15 protein-coding genes and 1 tRNA gene are annotated in these 18,112 nt (G+C 35.8%); 11 read left to right on the forward strand and 5 right to left on the reverse strand.

Annotated elements, in window-relative coordinates:
• Positions 1-7: 7 nt before the first annotated feature.
• Both IGJ27_RS05590 and IGJ27_RS05595 read left to right on the forward strand, forming a co-directional pair.
• Positions 8-310, forward strand: a complete 303-nt coding sequence (locus tag IGJ27_RS05590; RefSeq protein ID WP_010719319.1) for a hypothetical protein — start codon at positions 8-10, stop codon at positions 308-310.
• A gap of 107 nt (positions 311-417) precedes the next feature.
• Positions 418-609 (forward strand): hypothetical protein, encoded by a 192-nt coding sequence (locus IGJ27_RS05595; RefSeq protein WP_010719318.1) that lies wholly within the window; start codon positions 418-420, stop codon positions 607-609.
• Between the two features lie 80 nt (positions 610-689).
• Here the strand turns inward: IGJ27_RS05595 and IGJ27_RS05600 are convergent, their stop codons facing one another.
• On the reverse strand, positions 690-947 hold the full coding sequence (locus IGJ27_RS05600; RefSeq protein WP_010719317.1) for a hypothetical protein: 258 nt from the start codon (positions 945-947) through the stop codon (positions 690-692).
• A 163-nt stretch (positions 948-1,110) separates the two neighbouring features.
• On the opposite strand from IGJ27_RS05600, the gene IGJ27_RS05605 reads away from it, so the two are divergent.
• The 3 genes from IGJ27_RS05605 (at position 1,111) to IGJ27_RS05615 (ending at position 2,179) form a co-directional block, all read left to right on the forward strand.
• Positions 1,111-1,374 (forward strand): hypothetical protein, encoded by a 264-nt coding sequence (locus IGJ27_RS05605; RefSeq protein ID WP_010737474.1) that lies wholly within the window; start codon positions 1,111-1,113, stop codon positions 1,372-1,374.
• A gap of 18 nt (positions 1,375-1,392) precedes the next feature.
• Positions 1,393-1,581, forward strand: a complete 189-nt coding sequence (locus tag IGJ27_RS05610; protein ID WP_010719315.1) for a hypothetical protein — start codon at positions 1,393-1,395, stop codon at positions 1,579-1,581.
• A 226-nt stretch (positions 1,582-1,807) separates the two neighbouring features.
• A complete protein-coding gene (locus IGJ27_RS05615) occupies positions 1,808-2,179 on the forward strand; it encodes a YxeA family protein (protein ID WP_010737476.1) in 372 nt (123 codons plus the stop codon).
• A gap of 77 nt (positions 2,180-2,256) precedes the next feature.
• Here the strand turns inward: IGJ27_RS05615 and IGJ27_RS05620 are convergent.
• The 3 genes from IGJ27_RS05620 to IGJ27_RS05630 all read right to left on the reverse strand — a co-directional run bounded on the left by IGJ27_RS05620 (position 2,257) and on the right by IGJ27_RS05630 (position 3,584).
• Positions 2,257-2,329, reverse strand: a tRNA-Gln gene (locus tag IGJ27_RS05620).
• Between the two features lie 45 nt (positions 2,330-2,374).
• Complete coding sequence (locus IGJ27_RS05625) at positions 2,375-2,794, reverse strand: hypothetical protein (protein WP_126344052.1); 420 nt, start codon at positions 2,792-2,794, stop codon at positions 2,375-2,377.
• 58 nt (positions 2,795-2,852) lie between these two features.
• Positions 2,853-3,584 (reverse strand): C39 family peptidase, encoded by a 732-nt coding sequence (locus tag IGJ27_RS05630; protein ID WP_034700662.1) that lies wholly within the window; start codon positions 3,582-3,584, stop codon positions 2,853-2,855.
• A 346-nt stretch (positions 3,585-3,930) separates the two neighbouring features.
• Between IGJ27_RS05630 and IGJ27_RS05635 the strand changes: the two genes are divergently transcribed.
• The 3 genes from IGJ27_RS05635 to IGJ27_RS05645 all read left to right on the forward strand — a co-directional run bounded on the left by IGJ27_RS05635 (position 3,931) and on the right by IGJ27_RS05645 (position 7,578).
• Positions 3,931-4,128 carry a hypothetical protein gene (locus tag IGJ27_RS05635; protein WP_010719311.1) on the forward strand — a complete coding sequence of 66 codons (198 nt, stop codon included), beginning with the start codon at positions 3,931-3,933 and terminating at the stop codon, positions 4,126-4,128.
• Between the two features lie 109 nt (positions 4,129-4,237).
• The gene (locus IGJ27_RS05640; protein WP_010719310.1) at positions 4,238-4,726 is read left to right on the forward strand and encodes a hypothetical protein; all 489 of its coding nucleotides are present in this window, start codon (positions 4,238-4,240) and stop codon (positions 4,724-4,726) included.
• A 395-nt stretch (positions 4,727-5,121) separates the two neighbouring features.
• Positions 5,122-7,578 (forward strand): phosphatidylglycerol lysyltransferase domain-containing protein, encoded by a 2,457-nt coding sequence (locus tag IGJ27_RS05645; protein ID WP_230845949.1) that lies wholly within the window; start codon positions 5,122-5,124, stop codon positions 7,576-7,578.
• A 555-nt stretch (positions 7,579-8,133) separates the two neighbouring features.
• Here the strand turns inward: IGJ27_RS05645 and IGJ27_RS05650 are convergent.
• Positions 8,134-8,730: a nitroreductase family protein gene (locus IGJ27_RS05650; RefSeq protein WP_010719308.1), complete on the reverse strand. Its 597-nt coding sequence runs from the start codon at positions 8,728-8,730 to the stop codon at positions 8,134-8,136.
• Between the two features lie 364 nt (positions 8,731-9,094).
• Here IGJ27_RS05650 and IGJ27_RS05655 point away from each other — a divergent pair, with 364 nt between their 5' ends.
• From IGJ27_RS05655 to addA, 3 genes are all read left to right on the forward strand, one after another.
• Positions 9,095-10,561 (forward strand): peptide MFS transporter, encoded by a 1,467-nt coding sequence (locus tag IGJ27_RS05655; RefSeq protein ID WP_010719307.1) that lies wholly within the window; start codon positions 9,095-9,097, stop codon positions 10,559-10,561.
• A 276-nt stretch (positions 10,562-10,837) separates the two neighbouring features.
• A complete protein-coding gene (locus IGJ27_RS05660) occupies positions 10,838-14,368 on the forward strand; it encodes a PD-(D/E)XK nuclease family protein (protein ID WP_178306003.1) in 3,531 nt (1,176 codons plus the stop codon).
• Complete coding sequence (gene addA, locus IGJ27_RS05665; RefSeq protein ID WP_178306002.1) at positions 14,365-18,081, forward strand: helicase-exonuclease AddAB subunit AddA; 3,717 nt, start codon at positions 14,365-14,367, stop codon at positions 18,079-18,081. Before IGJ27_RS05660 ends, addA begins: the two co-directional genes overlap by 4 nt.
• Positions 18,082-18,112 lie beyond the last annotated feature (31 nt).

Below are 18,112 nucleotides of genomic sequence, written 5' to 3' on the forward strand. Positions count from 1 at the left end.
GGAAAGAATGGTACGTCCACAAGAGGTTACAGCTCCTAAAGAAAAAATAGAAATCCTCAAAATTTTAGAAGATGGTACGCAGACGAAAAAAGGTTATTCTGTTGCTTTAGTGAAATGGTCAGGCAAAACAGCGATTGCCTTACGCTGGGATGGTGATAGTCTGCAAGAGAAAGGATTTCCTGTCACTGTAAATGGGTACCATCCAGCTTGGTTCGTTTTGCCAGATCGATTAACAGATCTTTATAGTAGAGACTATCGTGAGTACCAAGAGTCGATCCGGTTTATCACGTCAAGTGATCAAAAAGAATAGCTTTTGTGCTGCGGAAGAAAGTTCATTATGTGAAAGAATCGTAAACATTCAACATTGAGACAACCTTTTATATCAACAGGTTCCTAATAACTGAAGTAGGTGAAAAGATGAGTGCTGGTGATGTATTGAATGAAGTCAAGCAACTATGTAAAGAAAAGAAGTACGAAGAAGCAAAAATTTTGATTGAATCAAATAAAGAATTGCTAGAGGACAAATTTTCTGTTGCCCAACAGTTTATTGATTTAAAACAAGCATCAATCCTTGAACGGTTCAAATCTTTCTTTGGTGTAAATGAATGATCAAAAATGAGTGTGAAAAAGTGGTTGCTCACTTTTTTCACACTCATTTTTTGTTCGTTTATTCACAATCTATACACACACTAATCTTGTTTATTTAATAAATAAAATATCCAAAGTATCAGTATAATGACTGAAATAACTAAACTAATGACATGTCTAATTAAGACAGAAGGGATTTCCCAATGGCGGAAAGAAAAGATTTGATAAGTAAAATAGATGCTTGGAAGAGAAACAAGTAAAACAGATAGTTTCTTTTTTGTCCAATTTATGTAATAGAAAAGAATACTTAGCATGATGAAAAATGGAATGTAAAAAACAAGCTGACCAATCGCAATCACGAGAGTGCCTCCCAGAATAATAATGATATCTGATACAAAATAACATTTTGTATCAAATGATGCAAGTATTTCTTTAATTGATAACCAAGAAGGACATACAAAGGTTTTTGATTAACAAGAAGTTTCTTGCTATAATTGATCCGAAAGAAAGGATGAAATTTTCATGGATCAAGTAATGTTAGAAGTCGATTTACATTTAGTAAACAATATACGTGTGATTTACTATGTGGTCAGTAATAGTGTAGAAAAAAGAGTACTGATGAATAAAATCAATGGTATTCTGACGAAAAAAGGTGTACACCAATTCAGCAGTAGCGAAGACAATTATTATAGTATACCTGTTGAAAAAGTTTTATATACAACGGTAAATGTCAGAACAGACCTAGATACAAAAGTAGATCATGAACCAATTTTTACTACGTATTGATTGTGACGGAGGAGAACAATGAATCCATACGAAGCACTTATCCAAGAATTGATTGACGGAAAAATTGAAAAAATTGAGGTCAAAAGAGAAGAGGTCATGCTTTTTCGTGAAGCGTGGCTAAAATTAGAGAATCGTAAATATGTCGTAGGTAAGGCATTATTGAACGGGAATGTAGTTTATCATTATGATCCAACTAGGCTGTATTAATTACAAGAAATTAATCATATGGCAAAATTGTTGCTCATGATTTTATTATTAAAAAAAACGCTTGAAATGGTTTTAGCCGTTTTGAGCGTTTTTTAATATTGAGCATTATTTAGAACAAGGGTGAGCAAAAGCTTTTGTGCCAAAGTCGGAGAAAAATCTCCAACTAGAGGCGGATGAAGCCGTTTATTTTTATGGATATAATGAAATAAAAATAGGAGGTAGAAAAATGAAAGTAGTAAAAGTAGTTATTGGAACAGTATTATTTGCAGGAGTCGCATTAGTGGGCTTGAAGTTTTATACGCAAAATTCCCACGATGAGATGGCAGGTGTGGTAGACCAATTAAATCCGTTGGTAACAAAAGGAGAGGTATACGTCAAGACGAAAAAACCAGATGAAGTCAACTCCTATGGAACAGCGACTTATATCCAAAAAGCTGCCGATCAAAAGGGACATGAACGAACGATTGAATTTACAGGTTTATCTATTTTAAAAGAAGGACATTATTTAAAGATCATTAATAAGGGTGCTCACGTCGAGTCATATGAAGAAGTTGACAAAAAAGAAGTACCTAAAAAAGCATTAGCTATCATTGGATAAATATAATTTTATTATGTAAACTTAAAGAAGATATAAAAAAACCAATCAGAAAACTGAATTTCTGATTGGTTTTTTTATTGGGATGGTAGGGTTCGAACCTGCAATTGCTTGATTCAGAGTCAAGTGCCTTACCAGTTTGGCTACATCCCAATCGAACAATTTGATCATAGCACGACACAAAGAAAATGCAAGAGATTACTCTTTATCCAGCTTTTTTTTGACAGTGATCATTCGTCTTTCTAACTTCTTGATTAAACCAGATGGAAGTGGGATCAAATTGGCAATTGATAATGTATTAGAAAGTAACTGAAATTCTTTTAGTGGAGCATCGATGATTCGATAGATCGTTGCCAAACGTTCGATGTATTCAAAATGTGTATAGTTTGTTTGTGAGATTAAAAATTTCAATAAATCAATCGCTTTTGCATAATCTTTCTCAGAATAATAGGCTAATGCTTGACGATAAAGTTTGATCTGTAACTCATTGAGTGAAACTGGGCTATAGCGATCCGTCCATTCCTTGACGGAAACTTTGGTTGGTGTATGACCATTTACATCACGAACGAAAATAATCGGAATTTCATTAGGATCTATTTTTTTATGAATTTTTTCCATTTCCCTCAATCCTTTCCATCATATTTAGCTAGAGTATAATGTATTTTTTATAAAAATACTAGCTTTTCTCTAAAGTCAACATTTGACCACCCATTGAGGTGAAAATTGCCTCAAAATCTTTGATTGCTACGGGTCTGTTTTTTTCTCCATAAGGATCATTTACATAAATATTGTCATTGTCATAACCAGTAACTACACAGGCATGGTTTAATGGTGTCACTTTTACTTGCCCATTGTTTGTTTGCCAAGTAACGAAATCAGTATCAGTAGGCACTTGGAAATCTAAAGTAACGGAGGCCCACACAGGCTTTCCTTGTTGTAAAGCTTTCTTAATGTCATTGATTGTTGCATCGGTTTTTGGAAGAGTATGATAATCTGTTTTTACGATTGTCTGTGCCAACGAAGCGATAGGCGGGACATAGACGCCCATTGCCCAATCTCCACCGCTGATGTCCCCAACAAACCCTTCATTAGGATCGCCATGTGTACCGTCAGCATTAAAAACAGGAACGTAATTCAATTGTTGAGCTAACTGGTTTTTAGAAGTCTCGTAACCATAATAAGAAAGCAGCATGGACAGTGAAGTAACTTCACAGCCATTTCCTAACGCTGGCTCGGTGAATTGGCTTTCCAAGGGGACATCAAGTAAAACTTGTTTTTTAGCATAACTACTCACTTTTTCAGTATCCTTTCCAACATTGTGTGAATGGTGAAAATAAGTGGTGGCAGAAAAAATAACGAATAATAGGACTGCCAAGAATAATATTTTTTTACCAATGAATCTTTTCATAATAATTCCCCTTTTTTCTGATATTTACATATTATAATGCTTTTTTTTAAAAATAAAATAAAAAATTTGACATGTTGTTTTCCAAATTTAAAATAAAAAGACAAAAGTCCTGAAAAATCACAGGATCAATAGCCGAATAATTTTTTTTAAATTGAAAAAAATGTTTCGATTTATTGATAGTTTTTAATTGTGAAAACGAAAACAGTACGCTATAATGCCAGTAAGGTCGAAATAAATCGCAGGTCAAATAACAAATGTTTTTAGATGATGTTTATTTGAAAGAGCAATTACTGTTTGAAAAAAACAGTTACCTTATAAAAGAGCTTGGTAGTTTAGGAGGATTTTGATGACGGAAGAAATGATTAATTTAGGAGAGCAATATTCATGTAAACCGATTGGGTTTACAAAAGCAGTTATCGGAGAAGTTGTTTCAAAAATGACGAATTGTGCCGTAGTCAAAGTTGCTCAATGCGCAATGGAAGATCAAGAGTTATTAGAAGAAAAAGCAAGTATGGTTGTTGCAAAATACGAAACATTTGAATAAGAAGAAATGATTTTGGACGTACAGTAACGAAATCGGTACTGTATGTCCTTTTGCTTGTAATTTTTATTTCTTTTTCGAGTATTTGGAAAGAGAAAAGAGGTGTAGTTAGATGATTAGTATATTTACTTTACTATTATTTTTATTTGTCTTTGTTATGTGTTTGTTTTTATGGTTGGTACGTCGAGAAATCGTCTATCGAACGGTTAGAAATCGCTGGGTTTACTTAGTCGTGCCTTTTCTGGCAATCTTAGTTCTTTGGTTTACGCTGATTAGTCAACCAACTGCAGATGAATTGGCAAAAGGGGTCTTGTCAGCGCTAATTTTCATCAGCTTTTTACTAGATAGTCGTGGTATAACAGAAGATGGGCTTGTTCTAAATAGCTTTGATAAAAAAGGTGTTCCTTTTTCTGAGATCAATAAAATCGTTTTGTATCAACCGGAAGGATCTTCCATCATAAAAATGAATTTCTTTCGTAACGGTTGGCGTGGACCCATGCTGAAATTTTCTGTATCCATGGAAGAGTTGGTCACTTTTTTAGCACAGCATTTAAATGATGATGCCGAAATTGATATTATGATTGATTCTGATCAAGAGTAAGTTACTTTAGAATAAGAACAAAGAACGATAGTGAGCGATATATGGGATGAACCTATTTCGGAGTCGCATATATAATAAGAGACTGAGGCTAGTATTAGCTCGGTCTCTTTTTTCTTTGCCTTGCAGACGCTAGATTATACAGCATTTCAAAATGATTCTTCGTATGAGAAAGAGTTTGTTTATTTATTTTTGAATCGTTGCGATCACTTTTATAATAACATTAAAAAAATTGTTTCACTAATTTGATATATATTAGCTCTATTATAATGAAAGGACTTTTAATTTTAATGAAGAGGATAAAACTCAATTTTTTCAAAATTATATTCTCACTATTCATTTTTTCGATCTCTGTTTTAAAAATAAATAGTGAACTTTCTACCATTAGGTTAAGCAAAGTGTTACAAACAATTAGTAATGAATCTATCTTAAAAATTTTCAGTTTGTTTTTAGTAGGTGCTTTAGGCATTTTCATTCTTTGTCTCTACGACTTTGCATTGATCCGAAAACTGAAGACGATGAAAATTTCTAAAATAAAACTATTAAAAATCAGCTGGATTGCCAATTCATTCAATGCAGTTTTGGGATTTGGTGGAATTTTTGGTGCCAGTGTACGTTATAATTTCTATAAAAACTATATTGACCAAAGCAGAGTAAACCAACTAAAAAAAGCGATTTCGCTATTATTGATCTCATCTATTTCTGGTGTGGGCGTATTATCTGCAATGGTGCTGCTAAATGTTTTTCCAGAAAGTCATTTATTAGAGGGAAATGATACGATCAAGATTGGTTTAATTGTCAGTGCTTGTTTGTTGCCTCTATATATCGGCTACATTAGTATCAAACCGCCACTTCCAGCTGCGAGATGGTTAGGTTTACAATTCACGATCGTATCAACGATTGATTATCTCACTTCTGGTATTGTGATGTACGTCGCGTTTCGTTTTCTTAACTTGCAGGTTCAATTCGTTGATATGGAAAGTATTTTTATTTTAGCAACGATTGCTGGAATTATTAGTATGGTACCAGGTGGTTTTGGTGCGTTTGATGTCATTTTCCTTTTAGGCGCTACACAGGAGCTGCAGATAGATAAAGAAGCAGTATTGATGGCGCTGATTCTGTATCGTTTAGCGTATTACTTCATTCCACTATTGTTTGGTTTATTGTTCAGTGTGAGTGAAGTTCAAATGCTGATTAGTCAAAAAATCAGCAATAATCAATTTACGATTCTTACGAAGGAATTTACGACAGTAGTATTTTCGATTACGCAAGCACAGATGAAGCAAATTGGAAGAACGCTCAGCACAGCCATTTTTCTATTTTGTTCATTAACATTTTTATTTGATTCATGCATTTTATTTTTTGAATATGCATATATGGGAATGAAGTCGGCTTTTTTTATTGCGCCAATTTACGTATGTCTGAGCATTTTATTACTGACAGATGTTGTAGGGATTTATAAAGGGGCGATCGATACTTGGGAAATGTTGCGTTTCAAACTGATGTTATTAGCACTTTGTCAGTTTTATCTTTTTTGGGAAGACCAAAGTTTGACAGCCCTCTTATTAACAACGGTATTATTTGTAGATACTCTATTTTATAGGAGATGGTTAGAGGTCGAAGTCATCAAACAAAGTGTTTTAGAAAAATTGATTTGGACTTTAGCATGTCTCTATGTATTTGATAGTCTAACTGAAATTTTTCCGATATTGCCTAGACAATCATTCTTTATTCTGAGTGGAACGACACTATTATTGCTTTTACTTTCTGGGCTTTGGTCAGTTATACACCGAAGAAGAAAAAGGAAATCATTAAAGCTTGATTTAAAGCTATTAGATGATGCTGAATATCGAAATTTCTTAGAACAAAATGGTGGAAATCACTTAGCTCATTTAGGTTTTTTAAAGGAAAACCGAGTTGCGTGGTGGGAAGATGTTGCAGTGATTTATCAAGAAAATAACCATTATCTCTTTATTTTAGGTGATCCAGTTGGTAAACAAGAAGCCATTTTTCCTTTTTTGAAAACTTTGGTGTCTAAAGCGAATCAATTAGGCAAACGAATTGTTTTTTATCAAGCTTCCACACAGTACCTTAGTTTTTATAATGATCTAAATTGCGAATTTTTCAAGTTAGGAGAAGAAGCAGTCATTGATTTATCTGAGTTTTCACTATCAGGGAAGAAGAAGAGAGGGTTTAGAGCAACATTAAACCAAATGGAAAAACTAGGGTATACGTTTGAAATCATCGAACCGACAATTGTTTCAGAGTCATCAGAAAGCGTGGGCTCAATTTCTTCGGAATTTTCACCAACATCACAGTTATCCCATGATCGTGAACTGTTGTCAGAATTGAAAGAAGTATCTGATCAATGGTTAAGGTCAAAAAATGAGATGACTTTTTCTGTCGGACGATTTGAGAAGGAATATTTAAATTGTGCAGCAGTTGGTATTATAAGAAATCAAGAACAAAAAATTGTTGGCTTTGTTTCCATGATGCCAACTTATACTAATGAGACCATTTCAGTCGACTTGATCCGTTGGTCTATCAGTGAAGAAGTGGCAATGATGGATGCTCTTTATTTATATTCCATCCTATGGGCTAAGGAACAAGGTTATCAAAAATTCAATTTAGGAATGGCTCCGTTCTCTTCTACTTATAAAAACACAATTAATTTAGAGAATACGTTTATTTACAGCGTCTATAATAATACTCAGTATTTGTATTCATTCAAAGGGTTAAGGAAATACAAAGAAAAATACAAGCCTCAGTGGGCTGCAAAATATCTCGTTTACGAAAATAAAACCTGGGTGTTGAAAAACTTATATGCTTGTTATAAATTAATTCATTCAAAATAATAGAAAAAGATGATAGTCGTAACAAAGCCATCAGGAAGAGGTTGAGACAAAAGTGTTTAGTATCAATAAATAAGAAGGAATTTCCGAAAATTGACAAGAAACACAAAAACTCATTTTATTCGTTTTAGAGATACTAGAAGAGACTGAGACAACTTTTGTCCCAGTATCCATATTATCTAATTTTTTAAGATCATTAAAGGTATCTCTAAATTTTTTAGTGAAATTTGATAGAATTTATTAATAGGCAAGTCTAATAGAACGCATGAATAGACTATTTTAAGATTTTTATGTAATTAATGTAACAAGTCCTTCTGGTTAAAGGTAGGATAAAAGAAAATTGATAAAGAGCTCAGGGCGACCTTCGCCCCGAGCTCTTTATCTTTAGTAGTTTAATATAGACAGAAATGGTATCACAGAGTGAACATTAAACCATAAGCAGACACTTTTAAGGAGTTGAAAAGCTATTTTAAAAATGTGCACTTATTGTTCAAGTTAAAGCACGCTATTCACAACCATTAAAGTATTGGGCTAAAAGTTGGTTATTACATAGAGGTTTTAGTTAAATACACGGAAACGATCTTCGTCGTTCATATATTCTTTTTCTCCAGCTGGTGTTTCTGGTGAGCCAAACACTAATTGAGAACGTAGTTTCCAATTAGATGGGATGTTCCATTCTTTAGCGACAGCTTCGTCAATTACTGGATTGTAATGTTGCAAGTTAGCTCCTAAACCTTGTTCTGTTAAGGCTACCCATGTATTTGCTGTAGCAATCCCATTTGATTGTTCTGACCAATCTGGGAAGTTGTCAGCATATAATGTAAATTGTTCTTGGAGATTTTTGATGATATCTGTATCTTTAAAGAACAAGACTGTTCCATAGCCTTTTTTGAAGCCCGCTAATTTATTTTGCGTATTTGGAAAAGCTTCAGCAGGTGTCAATGGGCGAAGAGCTTCTTCGGTCATTTCCCATAATTTTTCGTGAGCATCTCCAAAAAGAATGACTGCTCGTGTTGATTGTGCATTAAATGCAGTTGGACTTTCTTTGATTGCTTCTTTGATCAAAGCTGTTAATTCTTCATTTGATAGTGTTACGTTACGTCCTAAATCATAGATAGAACGACGGTTTTGCAAAGTTGTTGTAAATGTTGTCATGGTAAAATCTCCTTTAGTTGCGATCTGCATATTTTATGAGTACATACGAAGTATATCACCTTACAAAAAGTAAGTGAAATAATATGCTCACAAAAAATAAGTAAATTTTTTAATGAATATTAAAATAATAGAGGTTATTTTAGTTAACGTTTCCATTGTTGTTAAACTAAGTAAAACTCGATCATTTTAAAATAGCAATATATAATTATTAAATATCTGTTTATTTTTTATTATCGTTTTCCCATTAAATTTTATTCGTTTTTATAGAAAATAAGTATATATTTCTTAAATAAGTTTTTTAGTTAAATTTTTCAGTGAATATTTATAGTATTTTCTGAAAATTTAAAGAATTGGGGTATGGATTATGGAAAATCAACAAGACAAGGGCTTCTTCGGTCAGCCGAAGGGGTTGTCAACATTGTTCTTCACAGAGATGTGGGAACGATTTAGTTATTATGGTATGCGTGCGCTGTTGCTTTACTACATGTACGATACTGTAGCAAACGGTGGACTTGGATTACCTACCGCAACAGCATTAGCAATTATGTCAATTTATGGTTCACTGATTTATATGTCTAGTATCATCGGTGGTTGGGTTTCAGACCGTGTACTAGGTGCAAAAAGAACTGTTTTCTTCGGTGGAATATTTATTATGCTTGGACATATCGTCTTAGCATTGCCATTTGGTGTTTCCACTTTATTCGTCTCAATGGCTTTGATTATCTTTGGGACAGCCTTTTTGAAACCAAATGTTTCCGGAATGGTTGGACATCTTTATTCAAAAACTGATTTAAGACGAGATGCCGGCTTCTCTATTTTTTATATGGGGATCAACTTAGGTGCGATGCTAGCACCGATCATCGTAGGAACGATCGGACAGGAATACAACTACCATCTTGGCTTCTCATTAGCTGCAATCGGAATGTTCTTTGGACTGTTACAATACGTGATCCAAGGACGTAAAACGTTGGATGGTATAGGAACAGTTGCTCCTAACCCATTAACAGCAGCAGAGCGTAAAAAATTCATTCGTAACTTAGTCATTGCTTTAGTTGTGATTGTAGCAATCTTTGGTGGCGCACAAGTCACTGGACATTTAACCATTGATTTCTTTGTCAATTCAATTAGTGTTTTAGGTATTCTTTTACCGTTATACTATTTTGTTAAAATGTTAACAGCTAAAAATGTTACAGCAGAGGAAAAACCAAAAGTATGGGCGTATATCCCATTATTTTTAGCAGCGATCATTTTCTGGTCGTTACAAGAACAAGGATCTTCCATCTTGGCTCTGTTTGCACAAGAACGGACACAATCAACATTGTTCGGTATGAATATTCCAGCTAGTTGGTACCAATCATTGAATCCGATTTTCATCTTCGTCTTGACACCAGTATTTGTTACATTGTGGACGAGATTAGGAAAACGACAACCATCAACAGTAGTGAAATTCTCACTAGGATTATTATTTGCTGGGTTATCTTTCTTATTAATGATGTTACCAGGCATGCTTTATGGCACAGATAGTAAAGTAAGTCCAATGTGGTTGATCGGCAGCTTCTTCATTGTCGTAATCGCTGAATTATGCTTATCACCAGTTGGCTTGTCTGCGACAACAAAATTAGCACCTAAAGCTTTTGAATCACAAACCATTGCTATCTGGTTCTTGGCAGATGCTTCTTCACAAGCGATCAATGCACAAATCGCGCGTTTCTATACACCAGGTACTGAATCTGCTTATTTCGGGATTGTCGGTGTCGTAGCAATCGTTGGAGCAGTTGTATTGTTTATGATCAAAGAACCAATCAAAAAATTGATGGGTTCCATTCATTAAACCAAATGAAGTTATAAAAGAAAGTATCAAAGTTAGTGGAAATAACTAGCTTTGGTGCTTTTTTTATATGGATAAGTATAAGAAATAAGTAAAGGATAGCGATTGATGGATGTGAATCGCAAGAAGTAGTCTTAAACTTTTTTTGAGAGGATTTGGTAAAATAATCTCTATAAGCGCAAACAATTAATTTCTAAAAAAAATAGGAGAAAGAACAAATGTTCAGTTGTTTTTGGTATAATGAATGAGGAATGAATCTAAGGAATAAGGAGAGGGAAAATGTCTTTACAATTTATTCTCGGGACAGCCCGAAAAGACCACCGTACAGCGTTGATTGATGAATCAGTCGAATGGTTAGCAAAAGATAGCATGCACCAGGTATTTTTCCTTGTACCTAACTATAATAAATTTGAACAAGAACAAGAAATCTTGACAGAGCTGCGTCAAAGAAGTGGCAAAACGTCATTTAGTACAACGAATGTCCAAGTCTTTAGTTTTTATCGTTTAGCGTGGTATTTGTTGCAGCAAACAACGTTATTGTCTGGTAATGAACTTTCAGAATCTGGTTCGGCAATGATCTTGCGACAGATCCTAGAAAAAAATGAAGAAAATTTAACGATTTTTCGGGGAGAAATCAATAAAAAAGGGTTTATTCGCCAGCTGCAAGAATTGCACAATGAATTACGTATTGGAAATATTTCACCTGAAGATCTTGTCTTTTCAGAACTAGCGGATACGGTAAAAGCTGAAAATCAACAGTTGAAAATGAAAGATCTTCAATTGATTTTTACAGCTTTTGAAGAAGAATTAGTCCAACGTGCGCTGCAATCTGAAGATGCTTTGACCATTTTGGCAAATTATTTACAAACGCAAGACATGTCTAAGGTGAAATTTATCGTTAGTGGTTTCACTCGAGTCAATGCGCAAGAATATCAATTGTTACAGGTCATGATGGAAAAGGGACAGCTAGTGATTGATTTGCTTCTTGATCGTCCTTATATCACGGATATGCCTGAAGTGTTGACATTGTTTCATGAAACAGGAAAGCTCTATTTCCAACTGATCAACAGTGCCAAAGAACGAAGAGTGCCGGTTTTAGTGGAAAAATTTGCCCCAGAACATGAAAGACCGCTTGCACTCATGCACTTGCAAAAAATGTGGGAAGAAACTTCTAGCAACAAAAAAAGCCAGCCGCTGAAGGTTGGGCAACAAGAGGCGTTGAGAATTTGGGAAGCAGAGAACGCCACCGAAGAAGTCAGACAACTAGCTGTGGAGATCCGTCGTTTGGTCAGCGAGGAAAATTATCGCTATCGTGACATTCAAGTGTTAACGAAAGATATGGCGTTTTATGGTAACTTGCTACAACCTGTTTTCAAAGAAATGGCGATTCCTTTTTATATTGATGAAGAGCAGTTGATGGAGAATCATCCATTGATCGAATGGATCAATAGTTTATTCGCTTTAGATCGGTATGCCTATCGTTTGAATGATATCATGCGTTTTTTCAAAACTGAATTATTCATTTGTGAAGCGGATGATACACTAGACTTAGCCAGTTGGCGTGAGCAAAGAAATCAGTTCCGAGCAAAATTAGATGTCACTGAAAATGTAGCACTTGCTTATAACTATCAAGGTTCATACTGGACGAGAGAAAAAGATTGGCAGTTCGTGTCTTACGATTTTGAAGCAGAACAACTGGAAGATGTTCAAGAATTAGAAAAACGCTCGAATGATATTCGGCACTTCTTCAAAGAGAAAGTCCCAACATTTTTTGACAAGATAAAAAAATGTAAAAATGGACAAGAAGGCGCGACGGTCTTTTATCGTTTTTTGGTGAACAGTGGCGTACACCAACAATTAGTTTTTTGGCGAAATCAAGAAATTGAACGAGGCAATTTAGCAGCAGCCCGAAACCATGAGCAAACATGGGGGGCGTTGATTGATTTACTGGACGAGTATTCGCTCATTTATGGGGAATCTGAATTTGACTGGCATTTGTTTCAGGAAATCATTACCAGCGGGTTAGAAAATTTAAGTTATGGGAAGATTCCTACAGCAATCGACCAAGTACGCATCAACCGCTTGGAACTGGTACGATCAAACCAGGCGAAAGTCACGTTTGCCATTGGCTTGAATGATCAAGTATTTCCTGATCGGCACGAAACGAAAGGCTTGCTTTCTAGTGAGGAAAGGGAAACGTTGAATGCTCGTTTAGCGGAAGAAAAATTTTTATTTGATCCCGCAAAAGAGAACTTGTCTTTTGAACCATTGCAAGCCTACTTGGTGTTTGCTTCAGCCACTCAGCGTCTATACCTCAGTTACGCTCAAAGTTATGATACAAACACGTTGAAAATCTCTCCTTATTTGAAACGAATCATGGAATACTTGATGATCCCAGCTGAAAGAAAAGAGCATTTGGTTTTAGACAGCGATCCGAGTTGTTATATCGGTACGTATCGTAGTGGGATCAATACAATCAATCATATCTATCGTTTAGCAAAGGAAGAGAAGAAAAAAGTTCCGGTGTATTGGCGCCAACTAAGAGAGCAGATCTTGCAATCACAATGGCGAAATTTTGCATTGCGCATTTTTGAAAGTCAAGAACATCTTAATGTCCCGGTGTCATTACCTAAAAAGATGGCAGAGGAACTCTATGGTAAAGATATTTATACCTCTATTTCCAGATTAGAAAATTTCTATAATTGTGAATATAAATATTTTGTCCAATTTGGTTTGAAACTGAAAGAACGAATGGTCTATGGTTTAACGCCAGCTGCTACAGGTGATTTTTATCATGAATCATTAGACCGTTTCTTTAAATTACTATTTTCAAATCAGATATCGCTAGTAGAAATGACCGATACACAACGTAAAGAGTTTACTGAAAAAGTCTTGCAAGACGTCTTTGGCGAGTTACGCTTTGAAATTTTAGATAGTTCAGCTCGAATGAACTATATTCGTTATCAGTTAGGACAAACGATCCAAAAAGTAGCTTGGGCATTACAAAAGCAAAGTAAAAATACAGGGATGAAGCCCCTTCAAACAGAAATATTGTTTGGCCAAATTGCTGGCGCTCAAGGTATCCCAGGGTTGGAATTACCACTGAATAATGGTGGGAAATTACATGTTCGTGGGAAGATTGATCGTGTGGATGTTGCTGTTGAACAAGCGGATACCTGGCTTAGTGTTGTCGATTATAAATCAAGTGGACGTTCCTTTGATGTCACTGAAGCTTACTACGGGATGGCTATGCAACTGTTGACCTATCTAGACGTGGCGTTGATGGATGCTGTCAAATTGACTGGAAAAGCATTGGTTCGACCAGCTGGTTCCTATTATTTACATGTCCATAATCCGATTTTGTCTGAAGCAAATGAAATTGAAAAAGAGACATTGAAAAAATTCAGTTATGACGGCATTTTTGTCGATGAACCTGAGTTATTGGAAGTATTAGATCATTCACTGGAAGCAAAAGAGAACTCTTTGATTTATCCGATCAAGAAAAATGCGAAAGATGTCTATCAAAAGGGAAGTTTTAGTAAAGAAAAATTCTATACAGAACAGGAACTCCAACTTTTTATGGCGCATAATCGTGCGAATATGCGTTTAGCAGGGGATAAAATCACGTCAGGGGAGATCAAACTTAATCCAGCATACAAAGACAAGGAGCGGCTTGCTTGTCAAATGTGTCCTTTTAGAAGTGTTTGTACGTTTGATGTGATGTTGCAAGAAAACAATTATCACCGTTTAGAAAAATTAAACAAGGAAGAAGCCCTGCGAAGAATAGAAAAAAGGAGTGAGGAAGAATGACCAAAATTCCTTTGAGACCAGAAAACGAACGATTCACTGACGAACAATGGCAAGCCATTTTTGATCAGGGAGATAACTTGCTGGTATCAGCTTCCGCTGGTTCTGGAAAAACCACAGTGCTTGTCCGTCGAGTAATCGAAAAACTAAAAATGGGGTTCAATATTGATGAACTTTTGATCGTGACGTTTACAGAAGCGGCAGCGAAAGAAATGAAAGAACGGATCCAAGAAGCTTTACAAGAGGCAGTCAATAGTGAAAGCGATCCGGCACGCCAACAACATTTCACGAAACAGCTGATTTTATTGCCGAGTGCTAATATTTCTACTTTACATGCTTTTTGTTTAACGGTCATCCGCCGATTCTACTACTTGATCGATATTGATCCAGTTTTTCGGATGTTAACGGATGAGACAGAAACGATCTTAATGAAAGAAGATGTTTGGGATGAATTACGCGAGGCTTGTTATAGCGAAGATCGGGAAGAGTTTTTCCAATTAACAATGAATTTTTCAAATGATCGTTCAGATGATGGATTGACCAATCTGGTTTTCTCTCTTTATGAATTTGCGCGAGCGAATCCTGATCCCAAACGTTGGTTAGATCAATTAGTGGATAACTATCGTTTAGATGATGGATTAGCTCATTCACCATTGTACCAAGAACAATTGCGACCACTTCTACTTACAGATATGGCACAAAGTGTGCAACTTTATGAAGAAATGGTTGGATTAGCGCAAGAAGAAGGTCTGGAAAAAATGTTGGAACAAGTTGCAGGAGAAAAAGAACAAGTCCAACGCATTTATGATCACTTATTACAAGATCAATTGCCGGAAGCCTATACGGGTTTAGAAACATTGACTTTTACTACTTTTAAAAGCAGTCGCAAAGCAGAGCTGAAAGAACGTTCAGCCGAAGTTAAAAATTTAAGAGATCAGGCGAAAAAAATCATTCAGAAAATTGGAAAAACATATTTTCCGATTTCTCCTGAACAATTGACCGAACGGACGAAAAAAGCTGCTGTCCTAGTGGAAGAGCTCACGAGTGTTACCAAACGTTTCATGGATGGTTTCAGACAACGAAAAAGAGAAAAGGGAGTAGTAGATTTCAATGATTTAGAACATCTTGCTTTGCGAATCTTGACGACCCAAACAGAAGAGTCATGGCTTCCAAGTGAAGCATCAAAGCTTTATCGTAAGCAATTCAAAGAAGTAATGGTCGATGAATACCAAGATATCAACCAGTTGCAAGAAGCTATCCTTTATTGGCTTAGACAGCCTGATCCGACAAATGGCAATTTATTCATGGTTGGGGATGTCAAACAGTCGATTTATTCTTTTCGACTAGCTGATCCTAGTTTGTTTATTGAAAAATATGAAGCATTTTCAACAGCTGAGGGTGGAAGACGGATCATTTTGGCAGAAAACTTTCGTTCCCGAAAGGAAGTCCTGTCATTTACCAATCTGGTGTTCCAACAATTGATGGACCCTGTTGTGGGACAAATCGCTTATGATGATGCTGCACAATTACGATTAGGATTTCCCGATTTCCCCGAAGTCGATCGCTTTGAACCAGAACTATTGATTTACGAAAAAGAAGAAGAGCCAAACAGCGACCTTCCAATTGATGAGAATCTAGAGGACAAAACAGAAGGCGAACTCTTTATGACGGGCTTAAAAATCCGCGAACTGATTGATGAAAAATTCCTGATCTATGATAAAAAAATGAAACAGAATCGTCCGGTCGAATATAAAGATATCGTACTTTTGACACCTACAAAGAAGAATAATCTGACGATATTAGAGATCTTTAAAACATTAGATATTCCTTTAGAAATGAACGATGCCCAAAATTATTTTCAATCTACGGAGTTGCGTACGATGATTTCTTTACTCCAATTGATTGATAATCCATATCAAGATATTCCATTGGCAGCCGTTTTACGTTCACCGATCGTAGGACTGATTGAACCAGAACTGGCACAGATCCGTTTAGCTGATCGTACGCATACTTATTATGATGCGGTGCTGGCTTACCAAACAGCAAATCAGAATGAATTAGCTGATAAATTGCGCCATTTCAATAATCAACTCGAATTGTGGCGGGAACTGGCTCGGCGGTCTTCAATCACTGACTTGCTGTGGGAGATCTATTTACAAACCGGTTATTTAGAATATGTAGCAGGTTTACCAGCTGGTGCCCAAAGACAAGCAAACCTTTATGCGTTGGCTGATCGTGCGAAAGCGTATGAACAAAGTTCGTTTAGAGGGTTGTATCAATTCGTTCGCTTCATCGAAAAGATGCAGGAAAAAGACAAAGATTTAGCGGAGCCGGTGATTTCATCCAGTGATAATGCTGTTCGAGTCATGACGATCCATGCAAGTAAAGGCTTAGAATTTCCTATTGTCTTTTTATTAGATATGACCAAACAATTCAATTTGCAAGATTTAAAAAAGCGATATGCTTTTGAAGAAAAACTAGGTGCGGGAATTCGTTATATGGATCCTGATACTCGGGTGTTGTATGATACTTTGCCTTACCAAGCAATCAAATCAGCCAAACAAAATAAGTTATTGTCAGAGGAGATGCGTAAACTCTACGTTGGTTTGACCCGTGCGGAACAAAAATTATTTATTATCGGCTCGTATAAAAATAAAGAAGATACCTTGAAGAATTGGTCAGAAGCTTCTGAACAAACCAAATTAGTCTTAGAGCCAACGACTCGATTAAAAGGGAAGAACAGCTTGATGAGCTGGATCGGTCTTAGTTTGATGCGTCATCCATTGATGCAAAACTATTTTGCCGAAGCAACCATTCTTTCAGAATTAAAAAACTCTGATAGCCAATTTGCCATTACTTGGATGAATCAACAATCTCTGCTTGAAAAAAGGCAACGTTTAATAGCGCAAGAAAACGATGCTGCTGAAAATAATGACGTGGATCAAACACCACTATCACCTGCTCTGAAAGCACGACTCGATTATCGTTATCCTTTCAAAGAGTCAACGCAAATCACAAGTTATCAATCGGTTTCTGAAATTAAACGTTTGTTTGAAGATCCAGATGATACGCTTGATGCTAAACTTGTCTGGGAAAGTAATGAAACAAGAGGGTTAAACCGCCAATTCCGTTATACGCAAGATACATTGGCTGAACCACGTTTCTTACAAAAAACGCAACAGGTTTCAGCTGCGGCAATCGGAACTGCAACACACTATTTATTGCAATTGCTGCCATTAGAAATGCCGACTACTGAGTCGATCCAAGCATTGCTAGATGAATTAGTCAAAAAGCGTTTAGTGGATCAAAAGGTAGCCAAAAAAATTGATTTTTCTGCTATTCTTTGGTTTTTTGAAACCGAGCTAGGAAAAGAATTGATCAAGCAAAAAGCGCATGTCAAACGGGAACAACCGTTTTCGATGCTGTTACCTGCAGAACGGGTCTTTGAACAATACCCAAATGAAGAAGATGAATTGCTGATCCATGGGATTGTTGATGGTTATATCGAATTATCCACGACGATTCAATTATATGACTTTAAGACGGATTTCATTTTAGATCGCAACGATGAAACAGCGATTGATGCTGTCATTCAAAAATATCGTGGGCAATTGAATCTCTATCAACAGGCGTTGACAGAATCTTTAGAAAAGCCTGTCACAGATGTCTTTCTTGTCTTATTAAGCGCAAAGAAAATAATAAATATTAATAAATAATAATAATTGAGCAACTAGGACTTACACTTTG

Origin of the sequence: Enterococcus sp. DIV1726a, from assembly GCF_051710985.1 — a bacterium.
GTDB classification, from domain to species: Bacteria; Bacillota; Bacilli; order Lactobacillales; family Enterococcaceae; genus Enterococcus_B; species Enterococcus_B hirae.

Coding starts and splice junctions, on each gene's coding strand:
- IGJ27_RS05590 (WP_010719319.1), top strand. CDS start 8: ATGGTACGTCCACAAGAGGTTACAGCTCCTAAAGAAAAAATAGAAATC.
- IGJ27_RS05595 (WP_010719318.1), top strand. CDS start 418: ATGAGTGCTGGTGATGTATTGAATGAAGTCAAGCAACTATGTAAAGAA.
- IGJ27_RS05605 (WP_010737474.1), top strand. CDS start 1,111: ATGGATCAAGTAATGTTAGAAGTCGATTTACATTTAGTAAACAATATA.
- IGJ27_RS05610 (WP_010719315.1), top strand. CDS start 1,393: ATGAATCCATACGAAGCACTTATCCAAGAATTGATTGACGGAAAAATT.
- IGJ27_RS05615 (WP_010737476.1), top strand. CDS start 1,808: ATGAAAGTAGTAAAAGTAGTTATTGGAACAGTATTATTTGCAGGAGTC.
- IGJ27_RS05625 (WP_126344052.1), bottom strand. CDS start 2,794: ATGGAAAAAATTCATAAAAAAATAGATCCTAATGAAATTCCGATTATT.
- IGJ27_RS05630 (WP_034700662.1), bottom strand. CDS start 3,584: ATGAAAAGATTCATTGGTAAAAAAATATTATTCTTGGCAGTCCTATTA.
- IGJ27_RS05635 (WP_010719311.1), top strand. CDS start 3,931: ATGACGGAAGAAATGATTAATTTAGGAGAGCAATATTCATGTAAACCG.
- IGJ27_RS05640 (WP_010719310.1), top strand. CDS start 4,238: ATGATTAGTATATTTACTTTACTATTATTTTTATTTGTCTTTGTTATG.
- IGJ27_RS05650 (WP_010719308.1), bottom strand. CDS start 8,730: ATGACAACATTTACAACAACTTTGCAAAACCGTCGTTCTATCTATGAT.
- IGJ27_RS05655 (WP_010719307.1), top strand. CDS start 9,095: ATGGAAAATCAACAAGACAAGGGCTTCTTCGGTCAGCCGAAGGGGTTG.
- IGJ27_RS05660 (WP_178306003.1), top strand. CDS start 10,838: ATGTCTTTACAATTTATTCTCGGGACAGCCCGAAAAGACCACCGTACA.
- addA (WP_178306002.1), top strand. CDS start 14,365: ATGACCAAAATTCCTTTGAGACCAGAAAACGAACGATTCACTGACGAA.